This window comes from Brevibacillus soli (assembly GCF_044759095.2).
Classification (GTDB): Bacteria; Bacillota; Bacilli; order Brevibacillales; family Brevibacillaceae; genus JBIYSM02.
The window spans coordinates 1-16,626 of record NZ_JBIYSM020000037.1 but is presented as its reverse complement, the minus strand read 5'-3'; the positions used below and the strand labels follow the sequence as shown (position 1 = coordinate 16,626).

Genomic DNA, 16,626 nt, shown 5'->3' with positions numbered 1-16,626 from the left:
GGATGAACAAAATTCCCGAAAGACTGAATGACTTCAGGGCTTATCGTGATGGAACAAATGACCTGTTGGGCGTGGTAGAGGTTACGCTACCTGCCCTCCAGGCTTTGACCGAAACGGTCAGCGGAGCAGGCATTGCCGGTGAGTTCGAATCTCCAACTCTCGGCCAGTTCCAAAGCATGAAGGTCGGGCTGAACTGGCGGACAGTCACAAGCGATCAAGTGAAACTGTCTCGACAACAGGCGCAGCGACTTGATCTGCGTGGGGCCAACCAAATCTACGACGCTGCGACCGGAAAGTATTCCATCAAACCGATTCGCGTTGTGGTACAAGGCCCTCCGACAAACAACGAGCTCGGAAAGCTGGCGAAGAACTCGACCTCGGACGGCTCAACGGAAATTGAGGTTCTGTACCTGAAGATCCAAATTGAAGACAAAACGGTGGTTGAGATCGATAAGCTCAACTACATCTGCATCATTGACGGCGTCGATTATCTGAAAGAAACACGAAAAGCCCTGGGGCTGTAGGAGGATTGTCATGGAGATTACTCTTCACAAACCGATTGAGAAAGACGGACAAACCATCGGGAAAGTCACGCTGAATCTTGAAACGTTAAAAGGCCGCCACCTGGTAGAAGCCGAACAAGAAGCACGTCTCCGAGGCAATGTGAGTGTGAATCCCCTTTACACGGAAGAAGGAAAGGCACTGGTTGCAGCAAAAGCCTCTGGCCTGATTGTCGATGACATTCTGGATCTCGCTGCTCCGGATTTCATGCGCATTACTACAGAGGTAAACATTTTTTTGCACGGAATGGGCTTACCCATGACGACGCCATCCGAGAGTTCCGAAAAGCAGTCCTAAAAATGGCAAGTAGCACTACCACCTCAGTCGAGTTTTGGTTAAACCAACCACTGTTCGAACTGAAAGAGTGGGTGTTGGCGGCATCTGAACTTTGGCCGAAAGGAGACGAGTAAATGGCCCGAAAGGTTTATGAAATCGCTTTTAATATTGCTGGCCGATTGGCAAGGACCTTCACCGGGTCATTTGCTTCGGCCTCCTCTCAACTCCGCACGCTCGGCAATGATGCAAAGAGCCTCAAAGGTGGCCTGCGTACTCTGGAAGAAGAGTACAAAAAAGGCGTGATCTCTGCGCAGGCGTATCAGGCTGCCCACCAACGTATGACAGAGCAACTGGAGAAGACCCTGCAAGTCCAGCAGCGTCTGGCTCAAGTGACCCAAAGGCAAAATGAGCTTCAACAACATGCCTCGCAGATACGGGGGCAGGTTCTGGATACAGCAGTAATGGCAACCCCATTCATCGCTTCTGCCAGGGCTGCCATGCAGTTTGAGACGGCCATGCTCGGCGTAGCCAAGCAGGCTGAGGGTGCGAGGGACGAGGCTGGTAATCTCACATCAGTTTATTATCAAATGCGAAAAGAAATCCAAATGCTGGGCCGAGAGTTGCCAATTGCAAATTACGAATTGGCAAAAATGGTCGAATCCGGTCTGCGTATGAATGTTCCGCGCGACAGAGTCATTCAGTTCACTAGAGAAACAGCAAAAATGGCAACGGCTTTTGAAATGCCAGCAGATGAGATTGGCGATCAGATGGGTAAGATCGCGAACGTGATGCAAATTCCCATCGAGAAGATTGGCGATCTGGGAGACACCATTAACTATCTGGACGACAACTCGGTTTCGAAAGGGAAGGATATTATTGGCGTTCTTCTTCGAACCGGTGGCGTATTAAAACAGGTAAACATGGACGCTGGTCAGGGATCTGCGCTTGCGAGTACCTTCCTCTCCCTGGGTAAGTCTGAGGAAGTGGCTGCCACTGCGACAAATGCGCTAATCAGGGAACTTGCCATTGCGGAGCAGCAACCACAACGATTCCAAGACGCTCTGAAAAAGCTGGGATTGTCCGCAAAGCAAATCAACAAGGGCATGGTCAAAGATGCGCAGGGTACCATCCTGAAGGTGCTTGATGCCATCAACAAACTGCCGAAAGAGCGACAGGCCGAAGTAACAACCGGACTTTTCGGGAAGGAATATGGGGATGACATAGCAGCTTTGTCAGGTGCTGTGAACGAATACCGTCGACAGATCGCTTTGTTGAACGACGCCAAACGCAAAGGCTCCATGAATCGTGAGTTTAATGCCCGGATGCGAACTTCCGAGGCGCAGCTTCAACTAATGAAAAATAGCGCATCAGAGGCAGCCTTCGCTTTAGGCAATATTCTTCTGCCTGGTCTGAATGAAGTATTCGGCGGGGCATCAAAGGTAGCGCAAGCCGCGGCAGCATTTGCCGAGAAGTACCCGACAGCAACGAAGGCCATTGTGATTGGCACAACCGCACTGATCGGTGCCAGAATCGCTTGGCTTGGACTGAAGTTCGCTTGGACTCAGGCGGCGCTAATGGGAAATGAAGTTACCAGACTTTTTGTACGACAAGCAGCTGCGCAGACAACAGCAACCACTGCGACGACGTTGGCTGCGGCGGCTACGCAGCGAATGACGATTGCACAAAGACTCCTGAATCTCACCATGCTGGCTAACCCGATCGGTCTTGTCATTGCCGGGGTGGTTGCACTGGGTGCAGCAGCTTACGTGCTGTACAAGAACTGGGACTCTGCAAGCCAATGGTTTGGCGACTCGATGGTGAAGATCAGTAACATCTTCAAATCCGGCGCGAACAATATCATCCAAGCCACCAACAGGATTATCGAGGGCATCAACAAGCTCACAGGAACATCCTTGCCTATGTTGCAAGAGTTCCAGCTGGACTACTCGGTGCAGGTTCGTCAGATGAACGAAAGAAAGCTAGCGCGTAACTATGGAGTGGATGGCTCCCATGCTAACGGCCTTTCGTATGTACCGTTCAATGGATACGTGGCAGAGCTCCACAAAGGCGAGAGGGTTCTCACCGCACAAGAAAACAGGGAATACAGCGAGGGCTTTTGGAAGACGGCAGGGCAGTCGATGGGTAGCAGTGGTGGAACAGTCATTCAGCTTCACTACAACCCGGTGATTCACGGCGTCAGCAAAGAAGAGATTGAGCCGGTCCTGCAGAGTAACAACGCTTCTCTGATGGATCAGCTGAAGGCGATACAACATCAAGGAAGGCGGGTAGCATATGCCTAAGGAATACATCACCATCCAGGGCGACATGTGGGACGTTATTGCCAAGAAAACCCTTGGCAGTGAGTATTTCATGACAGCACTCATAGAAGCTAATCCACAGCACCGTGAGACCGTCATATTCCCCGCAAATGTTCGCCTCACAATTCCGGAGATCAAGACACAGATCAGCGAATCACTCCCGCCATGGAAAAGTGGTGAGGTAGAATGAACGGAAGAAAAGCATGGCTGCAGGTTAAGTATGAGAACAAAGACATCTCGACGTACCTGCAGCCTTACTTATTGAGCTGGAGTTATACGGATAATCTGAGCGGCCAAGCCGATGACCTGCAGTTGACTCTGGAGGACACCAATCAACTTTGGAGCGGTGCCTGGATGCCCGAAAAAGGGAATGTGATTCAAGGTGTGATCATGCGACAAGATTGGGAGAAGCACGGCATCACCAACACGCTCCCTATCGGTCAGTTTGAAATTGACGAAATCGAGGTCGGCGGGCCTCCATCAGTTGCCACAATCAAGGCCATCTCGGTTCCCGAGTCTTCTTCCCTCCGAGGGGAAAGGAAGAATCGGGCATGGGAAAAAACCTTCCTGTCTGTCATCGCCCGGGACATCGCCAGCAAAGCCAAACTGAAATTGATGTTTCAAACCAGCGAAGACCCCGAGTACGACCGCATTGAGCAAACGGACGAATACGACCTTGCTTTCCTAATGCGCCTCTGCAATGATGCCGGTCTTTGTCTGAAGGTGACGGGAAAACAACTCGTTATCTTTGACGAGGAAGACCTCGAAAAGAAGGCCCCTGTTGCAACGCTGCGCAAAGGTGATCCGATCATCAAGAGTTACCAAGGAAGAACGTCGCTGAATGGGTTGTACAAGGCATGCCGTGTTGAATACTACAATGCACGGAAAAAACAAACGATCAAGTACACCTATACGCCTCCAAAGCCTCCGAAAACAGGCCGCGTCCTTGTCATCAACCAGCGGGTTTCCTCTCAAAAGGAAGCTATCAGATTAGCAAAAAAGAGGCTTCGGCAGGAGAACAAGAATGCCACGGTCTTTTCTATAACCCTGTTGGGTGACACAAGGTTCGTGGCCGGTCTAACCGTGAACCTGAGTGGATTCGGTAAATTTGACGGAAAGTATATCATCACCCAGGCAGCACACGGCCAACAAAGCGGATATGAAACCAAACTTGAGCTACGCAGATGTCTGGAGGGGTATTGATGGACGGAATCATGAGGAATCTGATTCGAGTCGGCTTCGTCTCTTCGGTCAATAGCGCAATCGGCGCAGCAAGGGTTGCCTTTACCGATCGGTCTGACGTCGTTTCCTACGAGTTGCCAGTAATGAAGAAAGCGTGGCCGGTGTCTCCGGGTGAGCAGGTCGTCTGTCTCTTCTCAGCAGTGGGCAATGCGGACGGGTATGTTCTCGGTGCATTTCATACAGAAGATGACCCACCAGCAGCAGGAGGTGGTTGATGTGGGGTAGTCGGAAGTTTTGGAGACGTAATATTTGAGGTGTCGATCAACAAGGTTCGTACATTTAAGGATTTTAACCGGAGTGGTTCAGCACGTTGGGCGAATCACGATGTCCACTTGCAAAAACCGAAGCCCGAATTCTTGGGGCCGGGCCAGGAAGAGATCAGCTTTTCAATTCGACTTGATGCTCAATATGGCGTGAATCCGGAGGCAGAACTGAAACGACTACGGGCAATGCGCGACACCGGGAAGCTCGCGATGCTGATTATCGGCGGCGAGCCGGTCACACAGAACCTATGGTTTATTGAATCATTGGACGAGGGGCACAAAGCCCATACTGGGAACGGGAAGTTGATTACCGCCGAAGTGAAGCTCACACTGAAGGAATATCCAAAACAAGGCGGTGGTAAGAAGTGAACGAGTTCGACGTGACAGGTGATGTAACAGAAATCGATTTTGCTGCCACCGGAACTGCAGAAATTCTTCAAAACGTGCGGACGTTACTAGCTACACCTGAGTTTGCTTGTCCGATGGCACGGGATTTTGCTTGGAACCCCGATGTGGATGCACCTATCCATGTGGCACAGGCGACACTTACTGCCCGATTAGTTGCGGCCCTAAGAGAATACGAACCCCGTGCAGAGGTAGTCCGTGTGACATTTCAGGGGGATGCGCAAAATGGAAAATTAAAGCCGATTGTGAGGATCAGAATTGTGGAAGGAGGGGAAGCATCTTGAGCGATCTTAATTCTTTGCCGGATATCAATTTTGTCGATACGGATCCGAATGCGATTGTCAACGAGATCATCGCTGGTTATGAGGCACTCACAGGAAAAAAGCTGTTTCCGGCTGACCCGGTACGGCTTTTTTTATTGGCGATCGGAAATCTTATCGTGCAACAGCGCGTGCTGATCAACTTATCGGCCAAACAAAACCTGCTGCGGTATGCAACCGATGGATTTCTTGACCACCTTGGCGCGCGGGTGGAAACGCCACGAATTGAAGCAAAGAAATCTCAGGTAACGGTTCGGTTCACGCTATCAACAGTTCGACCGGACGCAGTGACTGTGCCACTTGGAACAAGAGTCAGCCCAGATGGTCAGATTTTCTTTGCGACAATCGAGCCCACGGCAATCCCCTCCGGCGCTCTTTATGCTGACGTGCTGTGTGAATGCACCCAGGCGGGAGAAATCGGCAATGGATTTTTGCCTGGACAAATCAATATCATCGTCGATCCGTTTCAATGGCTGGCCAGTGTGTCGAACACCACAGAGAGTACAGGCGGCGCAGAAATGGAGTCCGACGAACAGTACCGTCAACGCATTTATCTCGCTCCCGAATCTTTTTCTGTAGCGGGTCCGGATGGGGCATATGAATTCTGGGCGAAAACAGCCGATACGAACATTATTGACGTGGCCGTGTCTTCGCCAAGTGCCGGTACGGTGGAAATTCGCCCGTTGATGAAAGACGGAGCATTGCCGACGCAAACGGTTCTTGATGCCGTTCTTGAGAAGTGTAGTGACAAAAAAGTGCGACCTCTTACCGATCAGGTCACCGTGTTAGCCCCTGCCCAGGTGACATACAACATCGATTTCACTTACTGGATCGGGAAAGAAAACGAAAGCAATGCGGCATCGATCCAAGCAGCTGTGAATACTTCTGTGGCTGATTACCAGGTATGGCAGCGTTCAAAATTAGGTCGTGACATCAATCCATCGGAACTAACCCGGCGGCTGCTGAATGCTGGCGCAAAGCGAGTGCAGATTACGTCACCGGCGTTTACTGCTCTCACCAGGACGCAGGTGGCGAAGGAAGGCACGGTGACCGTCGCTTACGGAGGCGTAGAGGATGCGTGATATACACAACATCTCCCTAGTGGAGTTGCTTCCCCCTAGTTTGCTTGCAGATGAAAAAGTGAAAGCTGCAGCTCAAGCCATCGACAGCGAATTGAAAAAGGTAACAGAAGCAATAGCCAAATTGACACTTCTCTACTCAGTGGACGATCTGGAGGATGCCTGGCTGGACGAACTGGCCTGGTCTCTGCATGTTGACTTCTACGATGTCACACTTCCCATCGAGCAGAAAAGAGAGCTGGTCAAAAACTCGGATGCCTGGCACCGGCGAAAAGGGACGCCTTCTGCGGTAGAAGAGTTGGTGTCCACGATCTTTGGAGATGGTGAGGTAGAGGAATGGTATGACTATGGTGGTCAACCGTATCATTTCCGAGTGGTCACAAACAACTTCGCTGCGACAAATGAGCAAGCAGAAGAGTTCACAAAAGCAGTCAATTCTGTCAAGAATGCACGATCGTGGCTCGAAACAATCATCCTGCGGGCGGGCGATGAACTGAACCTTTACTACGGAAACGTTCTGCATATGGGTGAATTCATGACAGTGGAACAGGTGGTGTAATAGAGTGGGAGCTTTCGGTGGACTTCAAATAACCAATAAAGGACGTGCCTTACAGGCGAAAGCTCAGACAGGTGCGCAGTTAAATTTCAATCGAATTGCTGTCGGGGACGGCAACTTGAGCGGCCAAATCATCGCCGACCTGAATGGATTGATCAGCGAGAAAAAATCACTCGCTATCACCAAGCTGAAAACCCAACCAGGCGGCAAGGCGGTTGTTGGGGCGATTCTTTCCAATGAGGACGTGACAATCGGTTTTTATTTCCGTGAGATCGGTGTATTTGCCGAGGATCCAGACATCGGAGAGATTTTATACTGCTATGGGAACGCCGGGGCAAGCGCCGAGTACATCCCAGCTGGTGGTGGGCCGGACATCATCGAGAAGCATATCGATGTGGTCACGATTGTAGGAACTGCGTCGAATATCACTGCCACAATTGAACAGTCTCTTGTATTTGTAACGACGCAAGAATTGGATGACCACAAAACAGCTGCCGTCCTGGATCATCCTGATGGTAGTGTCACCAATGCCAAGCTGGCTCCTGATTCTGTCACTGCTGACAAGATCGCCGCAGGGGCAGTAGGCACAACTGAATTGGCAAACAATGCGGCAACGGATACCATTATCGGCAACCGCACTATTGACCAAGCAACACCAACTGCCTACTCGAACACAGGGACGCTGACACAAATTCTTTCTTGGTTCGCCAAGGTAATCAAGGGCATCACCGGAAAAGCAAACTGGTATGATGCGCCCACAAAGACGTTGGAGCAGTTGAATACTGAAAAGGCCAATCTTTCGAGCGCAAACTTTACTGTGTTACAAGTCGGGGGAAACAGTGTGTTACACACTGGAAATCACAACAGCACAGGCGACCCGCATACGCAGTACCTCCAAAAAACCGGGGGCACTCTTTCTGGTGGCCTGGTAATGGGCGATAATATCATTTCAGGCATCAAAGACATCCGACTCACAAACGGAACGAGACTTTCTGAAACAGCAGGGCAACGGACGGCATTGAACGCGGAGAGTGACCGTTTTGACGTAATTTCAGAAAGTGGGACGTATTATGTTTTGTCTGCAAAAATGGGTACAGCTTCCTTAGAGTTTATGCGCTTCGACTTGTTGGGAGCGAATAAGGTTGTACGTAGTGGCAAGGATGCTAACGGGAAATTTACGCAAGTGGACTACTATCGTGCAGATGGAACAACACGTTTTCAGCGCACTGTTTTGAGCGGAACACCGGATACCAACGGGAATTATCCCACGCTTACCATTACCAGATACGCAGATGATGGGGTTACGGTAGCAAATACACTTGTGTATACCATAACCTATGATGCTGATGGAGACTATACACAGATTACGTAAGAAGGGAGGTGGTAACTATGGATATGGATTCGCTTTTAAGAGCACATGGGGTGGGAGTCGGGAAAAAGATTCAGCCTTCGATCATCCCGATTTTTTCCGGCTTTAACGGTAGTACTGACTCGAACTTGCGGGAAATTGTATCAAAGAGTGACCGTACTGTTTTTGGTATGGCGACTATTAGTTCTGCTCAAAAACTATGCGGATTCGCCCCTATCTCTCAAAAGCTATTCGAAAACACTGTGGGCGCCAATCAGCATTCTTTAATGCTATCACCTGACGAAACAAAGTTATTCATATATTACCGGGACGGAAGTAATAATACGTTTTTGGGACAGGTGAACATGACAACCGGCGCACTTACCCGAACCGATTCTATCGGGGCGATCGACCAACATTTTATTGTGCTGGTCGATGAAAGTTACGACGTTTATCTGTTTAACCATGCTAATAGACAATTAATTAAGCGTACGAGGGATGGTAACGGGTTCTACACAGCAAACGCATGGGTGGTTACATTGGCTGGTTCTAATGCTAGTTTGATGTGGCATCACCTGGTTCGTTTTTCTGATGGGACATTCGCACTCCCCATTTTTGATTCTGGTACGAGCAGAGTGACTATGAATTATATTAGTGCGGCAGGCGCGTTAACAGGCCAGCCTAGCCCGTCATTTGCTACAACGGGAGCTGTCGGACATTGTATTCCAGACCCTTCTGACAAGAGTTTTTATTGTATCGACAACAGTACGCGGGAACTGGTCAAGGTGAATTCCAGTGGCGGTACTGTCTGGCGTTGTAACTTCGGGGGGGCATCGCAGACCGGATACGCCTTTATCGGCGTAAGAAAAGGACATGTCTACCTGTGGGTAAACAACACCAACGGTCACAACAAAATCATAAAGGTAAATACTAGCAGTGGCGGTATAGTGCATACAATGGCCGCTATTACCACCGTAGGGGGAACCGCAGACGTTAACGCGGCAAAAAACCATAATCCGTTAATTACGAAAATCATGCCATTATACAGTCAGCCGTTTTTAGGCTGGATACAAGACTAAAGGGGGGTTAATAGTGTCAAACATTTTTGTAACTATCGGCAAGGTAATCGCGCCCGGTAAAGCAGAGTTAGAGCGAATACACTATAGTCCCGACCGACTGAGCGAAGAAGAAAAGGCGGAGGGGTTCCTTATCGAAGGTATCCCCGACCCCGAGCGAATCGAAGGGAAAACGGCTATGCGGTACATCCATCCAGATACACTGGAAATTTTTTATGAATACGTAGACACGCCACCGACAGAAGAAGAAATACTCAAGCGAGATATTGAGCAACTAAAGCAACAATTGAGTGCTGAACAAGCTTCTAAAGCGGACCTGCAAAACCAAATCATAACCATGCAGGAAACCATTAACTTCCTGCTCGGCATATAAAGTGGTCTTGAAAGGGGGAATGCTTTATGGCAAGCAGGCTGTTCAACTATTTTCTGATGTGCCGGATTAACGGTACAGTCACAGAGCAGCAACTGGATACCGCAGTTGCAAAAGGGTATATCACACAAGAGGAAAAAGAAAACATCGTGGCAACACCGCGATAGGACGGTCTTTTCTCAAAACGAGAGAGGGCGTTTTTTCATGGGGAGCTGCGTCTCCCCTTCATTTTTGCCCCAAGGAGGGAAGATGAGTGAGTATCAAAAGCACGTTAGTTACAGCAGCGATCGGATCAAGTGAAAAAGAAACTGCAGTTGGTGGAGCTGTCGCTATTGTCGGCGCTACAATAAGCACATTTCTCGGCGGGTGGGATGCCCCCCTGAAGCTTCTCATTTTCTGCATGATCGTCGACTACGCAACCGGCTTTCTTGGTGCTGTCAAAAGAAATAAGGTCAACAGCGACGTGATGTTTTGGGGTGGAATCCGCAAGATCGTTGTTCTGGTCGTCATCGGTTTGGCTGTACTTTGCGATCAGATGGTAGGGAATGAGACGCCGGTATTTAGAACCTTGGCATTATATTTTTACATTGGCCGTGAAGGATTGAGCATCGTTGAAAACTTAGGCGTTCTGGGCGTGCCGATGCCGGCGTTTTTCAAACAGATGATGGAGCAGTTACAAGAGAAAGGGGCAGCAAAGTAACATGGCAAAACGGATCGTATTGATCGACCCCGGCCACGGCGCCGAGACACCGGGCAAACGCTCCCCGGACGGATTGCTCCGGGAGTATGAATTTAACCGGGACGTTGCCCGACGACTGCAAAAGAAGCTACAGGCATCCGGGATCGACGCCCGCCTGACGGTAACCGACGACACGGACATGCCGCTGATCAAACGTACCAACCTAGCACGGGAGTTAAAGCGGCGGGGATATGACGTCCTGCTCGTCTCCATCCACGCCAATGCAGCAGGGAGCGGATGGGGGCCTGCACACGGCATCGAGACTTTTACCAATGACCAGGCGCAGCAGCTTGCAGATATCCTTCAGCAGAAGCTCGTTGAGTTGACGGGGCTTTCTAATCGTGGCGTGAAGCGGGCAGACCTCCACATTACCCGGGAGAGTGGCCGACACGGTATCCCAGGAATTCTTACAGAGTTGGGATTCATGACTAACCGAGACGAGTGCTCACTACTTAAAACGTCGGACTACCGAGAAAAGTGCGCAACCGCTCTGGCTGTCACCATCTGCGAGTACTGGGGCGTAATTTTTCACGAATCCACAGACAATTCACAAAAAGAGCAGGTGAATGTGGATAACTCTTGTGCTATCGAAGTAAACGGAAAAATCTTGGCCGTCCGTGGAATCCTTAGCGACGGGAAGTCGTTTCTGCCGGTCCGTGCGGTGGCGGAGGCTGTAGGGAAGGGAGCGGTCGTCGGCTGGCATGACGCCAGCAAGACCGTGACACTCAATGGAAAGGCGTTGGCCAGCCTGAAGATTATTGGTGGGACCGGTTACGCCTGGTCACAGGAGATCGCCGCAGCACTAGGCCTGATGGTGGAGTGGGACGGGGAAACGAAAACCGTGAAGCTGAAAGGATGTGTGTAGTATGTTGTTGGATCAAATAACGGTGTTTATGCAGGAGTGGGGCCTGGTAATCGCCCTGCTTGTTTGCGTTGCCCTCGCTATGGCTGCAGACTTGTTCCCAAAGCTGGGGCGATTCATGCGGGAGGTCGAACAACGATATCCGCACGCTGTTGACTTTCTGTTCAACCGAGAGCGGTACGTCATAGACTGTTACGACCGGCTACCAGTACGGATAAAAGCGGGATTCGCGCTGATCGGCGGTAAAGTCGCGTGGGCATGGCTGGTGACTTGGATGTATCGTTATCTGCGAAGTAGACTGAAAAAGGTGTGACAATAAACGACGCCCTCCTTCGGTGACCCGGAGGAGGGTTTTTTCGTTTTAATCAGTCGAGTTGACTGTATTACAAATTAGTCGCATTGATTTTATTCGTACATAATCATTGAATAACAGTTGATAATATAATATTATGTAGGTGTACGAAAAATAGCGTTTGTAAGGGGAATCATGCGATGAGCATAGAATCATACATTCCAAAGCTTGTGCGAGCGAGTCTCGATAACGATCATCGGACAGTTAGATCCATTTGCACCCGTCTGATAAGACGATTAAAGGACAGTCACCCTGACGTTGCAAAGGAAATTGCTGATGCACTGGCTTATCACGGAATCGGAGCGAACACTTTAAGGTCAGTTGGGATTGACGGAGGACCGCTTGATGCTGAATCAAGGAAATCATTAGCAGTTGTTGAGGAGCCGGTAGATGTAAATAAGCCAGTATTATCTGTTAAAGTCGAAAGGTTGATTGATGACTTTATCGCTGAAAGGGAGCAAGCGCCTAAGCTTATCGCAGCTGGTTTAAATCCGCCTTCTTCCATACTTCTTTATGGTCCCCCAGGGGTCGGTAAGACATACTTAGCAAATTACCTGTCTGGAGTGTTTAAACTCAAATTTGTCACCCTAGACCTAGCGACATCTATTTCGAGTTATCTCGGTAAGACAGGTCAAAACATAAAAAGCGTAATCGACTATGCCAGACAAGAACCGTCATTACTATTCCTCGATGAATTTGATGCTGTGGCAAAGAAAAGAGATGACATGTCAGATCTTGGAGAATTAAAAAGGATTGTTAATGTACTTCTTAAAGAACTTGAAGACTGGCCTTCTCATTCAATTCTGATGGCGGCAACAAATCACCCAGAGTTGCTTGACCGTGCAATTTGGAGAAGATTTGATAGGACAATCGAGTTAGAATTACCAGGTGAAAATGAACGATTGCAATTGTTACAAGAACAATTTCAGGATGTAAATGATGATCGCACAAAAAATCTGTTATTAATATTAGCTAATTTAACCGAAGGATTGTCTTGTGCTGACGTTTGTAAGCTTTCGGAACGTGCTAGACGGAAGGCTATCATCTCAAACGAAGATCTTACTCGGATTATTTTTCAAGAATTGGCGTCATTCACAGATAAAAGGGAAACAATTTTTTATAAGAAATTCTCGAAGGTAGCGAGGGACTGTTTTCAACTTTCTGTACGTGAATTAGCTGATTGGTTAGGGAAACCACCGTCGACTGTTCAATATTATCTAAAAGACAAGGACGAAAAGGAGCGGAATAAGTGATGGACGGATTTTTGCCAATTCTCGGTAATGGTGAACATTATGTAACACCCGACAAACCTAGACAGGGTCCACCTATTGAACAAAAAAACCTGCCTACATTTGAAGAGTCGAGGAACAAATTTCTCAACGGTATCAAAGAAATCAAGCAGGTTATCAGCTCGGTTGATGTTCCATACCGAGTAAACGAAGTTGTATTAAACCTGAAAATGCTACCGGGATATACCGCAAAGTCCTTCCATCCTAACACTTTGATTCGCCACGCAGGAGCTACCGATGTAGGGTCAAAAAAATGGGTCTCTACAGTTCTCGATAAAAACAATCAACCAAAAGAAGTAATTGGAAAGCAAGTTTTTCTTAGGATGTCGGATGACTCCCTCAAATATTTTGAAAGACAGCTTAATCAAAAGGAGGGACTACTGCCTAAAGGATTTGTAGATGAAGCAAGACTTATTGAGGACTTTTTCTTCGGTGATAATACAGAGTTACTTAATAGTTTTGGTGACGATTGGGAGTCCGGGAGAGTTGAACTCGTCTTGCATCCTTTCGGCGATTTAGAAGATGAGGTAATTGAAAAGTTCACTTCGTTGTATGAAAGGTTTGGGGGAAACCCAGAAAAGTTTAAATGGAGAAGTTATAATCCTGGACCTCTATTTATGAGCATGTATGTGGATCGGCAACTACTTCAAAATATCCTTGTTTTTAACCCGATCAGGACTGCTCATCCACTTCGATTTAGAGGAATACCGAAAGTTAGCCGGAGTCTTACTAACATTCCAATGCCGAATACACCGGTCGATGGCCTTAAATCATCAATCATCGTGGGTATGTTCGATGGTGGAGTAGATGACAGAAATTCATACTTTCAATCCTTTGTAAAGAACCAAGACGCTGTCGCCAGCGATGAAGATACTGAATTTATGAAGCATGGGAACGCAGTTGCGGGAAGCCTTTTATATGGCAATTTACAAAAATATAAGTCGAGTCAAGCATTACCTACACCAGCAGTTTCTGTCGAAAGTTTTCGGGTTTTTCCATTATCTGATCCTACTGACCCTGATCTTTACGAAGTAATTGATGCAATTGAGGAACATGTTCCAAAAAGAGAAGATATCAAGGTGTTTAATTTATCAATTGGACCAGAAGGTGCCATTGAGGATGATTACATCTCAAGGTTCACTTATGTAATTGACAGGCTAACTGGTAAAGGTGAAAGACTCTTTGTGGTGGCAGTTGGAAATGATGGCGATCATCCTGACGAGGAAGAACGGAGAATTCAGGCTCCTTCCGATACCATCAATAACTTAGCGGTAGGTGCCTATACTTTTGATTCTCCTAGCGAAATCGTTAGAGCTCCCTATAGTTCAATAGGAGAAGGAAGAGAAGGGTGTAAAGTAAAACCAGATGTGGTTGCGTTCGGAGGATGCGAACAAAATCCATTTCATCTAGTAGGTTATGATGGGGTTAATAGAATGTTCGATGCTGGGACAAGCTTTGCCGCACCCTTAGTAGCTTCTAAAGCGGCGGAAATTATTGGGAGATGTGGTGTTGCCAGCCCGCTTGTTGCTAGAGCATTACTCATTCACAGCGCAAACCACCCGAATAAGAAATACGATAAATACTTGGGGTATGGTGTTGTACCAGAAACTGTTGAAGAGATATTGGGTTGTGCTCCAAACAAAGTGACGGTTTTGTATAAGCAACAAATGCTTCCTAAGCAGTATTCAAAGCTCCAGGTTCCGGTGGTAAAAGGGCTTGATTATAAAGGTCGTGTCGATATAAGGTGGACAATTGCAATTGCAACTACACCGAATGGTATTCACACTGAGGATTATACGACAAACTGCATCGAAGACACATTCTATCCGAATGTAAATACCTATGTTTTCAAAGCGCCGAAAGGTGTTACAACTGGGAAAAAATCAGCTAAGCTCAATATTGTAACGCAAGAGAAAGAAGTTCAAGCACTGTTAGATCAAGGATGGGTACGTAATAATTATCCATGGACAAAATCGGGTAATCAGTATCAAAAAGAGCAGCAAAGAAGAGCAAATTTCAAGTGGGATGCGGTTGTGAAACGGGATGTCTCATCATTTAAATATAGTGAACTTGATTCTCCTTATCTTGTACTACATGCGATGGATCGAAATGTTCAGAATAACGGTGATTTTTTCCATTATGCGATTGTTGTAACTGTTCATTATAAGGATTATCAGGGCAATGCTTACGATGAAACTTTACGCGAATACAACAAATTACAGATGGTCCAAGTAAAGGCCAGAAACGAAATCCTTATTCAGTAGTTCGGAAGCCCCTCGTCAAAAGAGGGGTTTTTTGTTTGCATGTTCGCATGTTGTTCGCATATAATAAGGGAACGGACGTTCTTATTTTTGAAAGGGTGAGCGACATGCTGCACGATTTACAGAGGTATTTAGCTGCCGGACAGCTCGTTGATGTCATCTATCTGGATCGTTTCGGACAGACGAGTAAGCGAACGCTCCGCTTGCGAGCAATCGAGGGGAATCGGATAAAAGCATTTTGCTTGGAAAGGCGTGCTCCCCGTATTTTCGCTATCGATAACATTCTTGCTATATATCCTGCAGATCAAAAGAAGGGGGCATAAGCATGCAACGAGTAACTGAAAGACAGCAATCCATTTTGGCAGCAATCATGGAGTATACCGAAAAAAATAAATACGCACCAAGTATTCGTGAGCTGTGCGAGATGGTCGGCCTGCGATCATCAAGTTCGATGCACCGGCACCTCGAAAACCTAAAGCTGCTTGGCTTGATCACCTGGGAGCCGTCTTTTCCGCGAACCATCAAGGTTGTAGAGGATGAGGACGTTGCTGTCTGATATTGAAAGAAAGGTTCTACGTATAATCGCGAATTTTTCAGCTGGCCGCCGGCGGTTGCCGACTGTCGATGAACTATGTGTGAAAACGGGGCGATCCCGCGGGGGCGTTATGGAAGTCTTAGACTTACTCGCCCGAGAAGAATATATTGAATGGGATCGCATGAGACCGGATGAGATAACACTCCTGGAGGCATGGGAAAGGAAGGATACATTCAGATGGCAAGCAAAATAGAAAACATATTTGCCGCAAGTCGATTCGTTTTGCCTGAGCAAAGGGAGTTGTACTTGCAGCTCAAGGAGGATCAGAAACTTTCGCCGCAACCAACGCTTGAAGAAGATGAGCTGGCGAACTTCCACTATCTCATAAGGGACTCGGCGCGGGAGGATTACGCAGTAACCGTGACATGGTGGAAACCGGTAAAGGAGAATCTGGGTACCTTCTGTAGCATGTGGGGCGTGATCAAGTGGATTGACCAGAATTCACGCAAAATCAAGCTTGCCAATGATGAGAGTATCCAATGGATTGACCTGGACAAAATTACTGGGGTTAGAGCATAGATATGAAAAAAAGCGCCGGACGTTAATTGTCCGACCTCTTTTGAAAATCAAATGTGGGTATAATAAAATGTGAAATCGGGAATCATAAGTAATTTGGGTAGATCATCAAGAGTTATACCAGTACACATCGCGACGATATATACATAAAGGCCCCGGGTTAAATCGGGAACCTCGGAATGACCTCAATTTCAAACT

At 47.9% G+C, this 16,626-nt stretch carries 21 protein-coding genes; all 21 read left to right on the top strand.

From position 1 onward, the window contains the following. The first annotated feature begins 2 nt into the window (after positions 1-2). The 21 genes from ACE99V_RS15100 (at position 3) to ACE99V_RS15000 (ending at position 16,431) form a co-directional block, all read left to right on the top strand. Positions 3-524: a phage major tail tube protein gene (locus ACE99V_RS15100; RefSeq protein ID WP_400489342.1), complete on the top strand. Its 522-nt coding sequence runs from the start codon at positions 3-5 to the stop codon at positions 522-524. A gap of 10 nt (positions 525-534) precedes the next feature. Beyond that, positions 535-858 carry a phage tail assembly protein gene (locus ACE99V_RS15095; RefSeq protein ID WP_400489341.1) on the top strand — a complete coding sequence of 108 codons (324 nt, stop codon included), beginning with the start codon at positions 535-537 and terminating at the stop codon, positions 856-858. 113 nt (positions 859-971) lie between these two features. Beyond that, positions 972-3,137, top strand: coding sequence for a phage tail tape measure protein (locus ACE99V_RS15090; protein WP_400489340.1), 2,166 nt, complete (start codon positions 972-974; stop codon positions 3,135-3,137). Further along, entirely contained in the window at positions 3,130-3,345 is a 216-nt protein-coding gene (locus ACE99V_RS15085) for a tail protein X (RefSeq protein ID WP_400489339.1), read from the top strand. Before ACE99V_RS15090 ends, ACE99V_RS15085 begins: the two co-directional genes overlap by 8 nt. After that, positions 3,342-4,358, top strand: a complete 1,017-nt coding sequence (locus ACE99V_RS15080; RefSeq protein ID WP_400489338.1) for a phage late control D family protein — start codon at positions 3,342-3,344, stop codon at positions 4,356-4,358. Before ACE99V_RS15085 ends, ACE99V_RS15080 begins: the two co-directional genes overlap by 4 nt. After that, entirely contained in the window at positions 4,340-4,612 is a 273-nt protein-coding gene (locus ACE99V_RS15075; protein WP_400489337.1) for a hypothetical protein, read from the top strand. Before ACE99V_RS15080 ends, ACE99V_RS15075 begins: the two co-directional genes overlap by 19 nt. 39 nt (positions 4,613-4,651) lie before the next feature. Continuing rightward, on the top strand, positions 4,652-5,029 hold the full coding sequence (locus ACE99V_RS15070) for a phage tail protein (RefSeq protein WP_400489336.1): 378 nt from the start codon (positions 4,652-4,654) through the stop codon (positions 5,027-5,029). Then, the gene (locus tag ACE99V_RS15065) at positions 5,026-5,349 is read left to right on the top strand and encodes a GPW/gp25 family protein (RefSeq protein ID WP_400489335.1); all 324 of its coding nucleotides are present in this window, start codon (positions 5,026-5,028) and stop codon (positions 5,347-5,349) included. The genes ACE99V_RS15070 and ACE99V_RS15065 overlap by 4 nt, the downstream gene beginning before the upstream one ends. Next, the gene (locus tag ACE99V_RS15060) at positions 5,346-6,467 is read left to right on the top strand and encodes a baseplate assembly protein (RefSeq protein WP_400489334.1); all 1,122 of its coding nucleotides are present in this window, start codon (positions 5,346-5,348) and stop codon (positions 6,465-6,467) included. The genes ACE99V_RS15065 and ACE99V_RS15060 overlap by 4 nt, the downstream gene beginning before the upstream one ends. Beyond that, entirely contained in the window at positions 6,460-7,023 is a 564-nt protein-coding gene (locus ACE99V_RS15055) for a phage tail protein I (RefSeq protein WP_400489333.1), read from the top strand. Before ACE99V_RS15060 ends, ACE99V_RS15055 begins: the two co-directional genes overlap by 8 nt. A 4-nt stretch (positions 7,024-7,027) precedes the next feature. Further along, complete coding sequence (locus ACE99V_RS15050; RefSeq protein ID WP_400489332.1) at positions 7,028-8,392, top strand: phage tail-collar fiber domain-containing protein; 1,365 nt, start codon at positions 7,028-7,030, stop codon at positions 8,390-8,392. Positions 8,393-8,409: 17 nt separating this feature from the next. After that, positions 8,410-9,447, top strand: coding sequence for a hypothetical protein (locus tag ACE99V_RS15045; protein ID WP_400489331.1), 1,038 nt, complete (start codon positions 8,410-8,412; stop codon positions 9,445-9,447). 13 nt (positions 9,448-9,460) lie between these two features. Continuing rightward, positions 9,461-9,817 (top strand): hypothetical protein, encoded by a 357-nt coding sequence (locus ACE99V_RS15040; protein WP_400489330.1) that lies wholly within the window; start codon positions 9,461-9,463, stop codon positions 9,815-9,817. Between the two features lie 26 nt (positions 9,818-9,843). Beyond that, on the top strand, positions 9,844-9,981 hold the full coding sequence (locus tag ACE99V_RS15035; protein ID WP_400489329.1) for a hypothetical protein: 138 nt from the start codon (positions 9,844-9,846) through the stop codon (positions 9,979-9,981). An 86-nt stretch (positions 9,982-10,067) separates the two neighbouring features. Beyond that, on the top strand, positions 10,068-10,514 hold the full coding sequence (locus ACE99V_RS15030) for a phage holin family protein (protein WP_400489328.1): 447 nt from the start codon (positions 10,068-10,070) through the stop codon (positions 10,512-10,514). A 1-nt stretch (position 10,515) separates the two neighbouring features. Further along, entirely contained in the window at positions 10,516-11,418 is a 903-nt protein-coding gene (locus ACE99V_RS15025; RefSeq protein WP_400489327.1) for an N-acetylmuramoyl-L-alanine amidase, read from the top strand. A 1-nt stretch (position 11,419) separates the two neighbouring features. Beyond that, positions 11,420-11,728, top strand: coding sequence for a hypothetical protein (locus tag ACE99V_RS15020; RefSeq protein ID WP_400489326.1), 309 nt, complete (start codon positions 11,420-11,422; stop codon positions 11,726-11,728). A 179-nt stretch (positions 11,729-11,907) separates the two neighbouring features. After that, complete coding sequence (locus ACE99V_RS15015; protein WP_400489325.1) at positions 11,908-13,020, top strand: AAA family ATPase; 1,113 nt, start codon at positions 11,908-11,910, stop codon at positions 13,018-13,020. Next, positions 13,020-15,320 carry a S8 family peptidase gene (locus ACE99V_RS15010; RefSeq protein ID WP_400489412.1) on the top strand — a complete coding sequence of 767 codons (2,301 nt, stop codon included), beginning with the start codon at positions 13,020-13,022 and terminating at the stop codon, positions 15,318-15,320. The genes ACE99V_RS15015 and ACE99V_RS15010 overlap by 1 nt, the downstream gene beginning before the upstream one ends. A 322-nt stretch (positions 15,321-15,642) precedes the next feature. Beyond that, positions 15,643-15,873, top strand: coding sequence for a LexA family protein (locus ACE99V_RS15005; RefSeq protein WP_400489324.1), 231 nt, complete (start codon positions 15,643-15,645; stop codon positions 15,871-15,873). Between the two features lie 216 nt (positions 15,874-16,089). Further along, positions 16,090-16,431 (top strand): YolD-like family protein, encoded by a 342-nt coding sequence (locus ACE99V_RS15000; protein ID WP_400489323.1) that lies wholly within the window; start codon positions 16,090-16,092, stop codon positions 16,429-16,431. Positions 16,432-16,626: the final 195 nt, after the last annotated feature.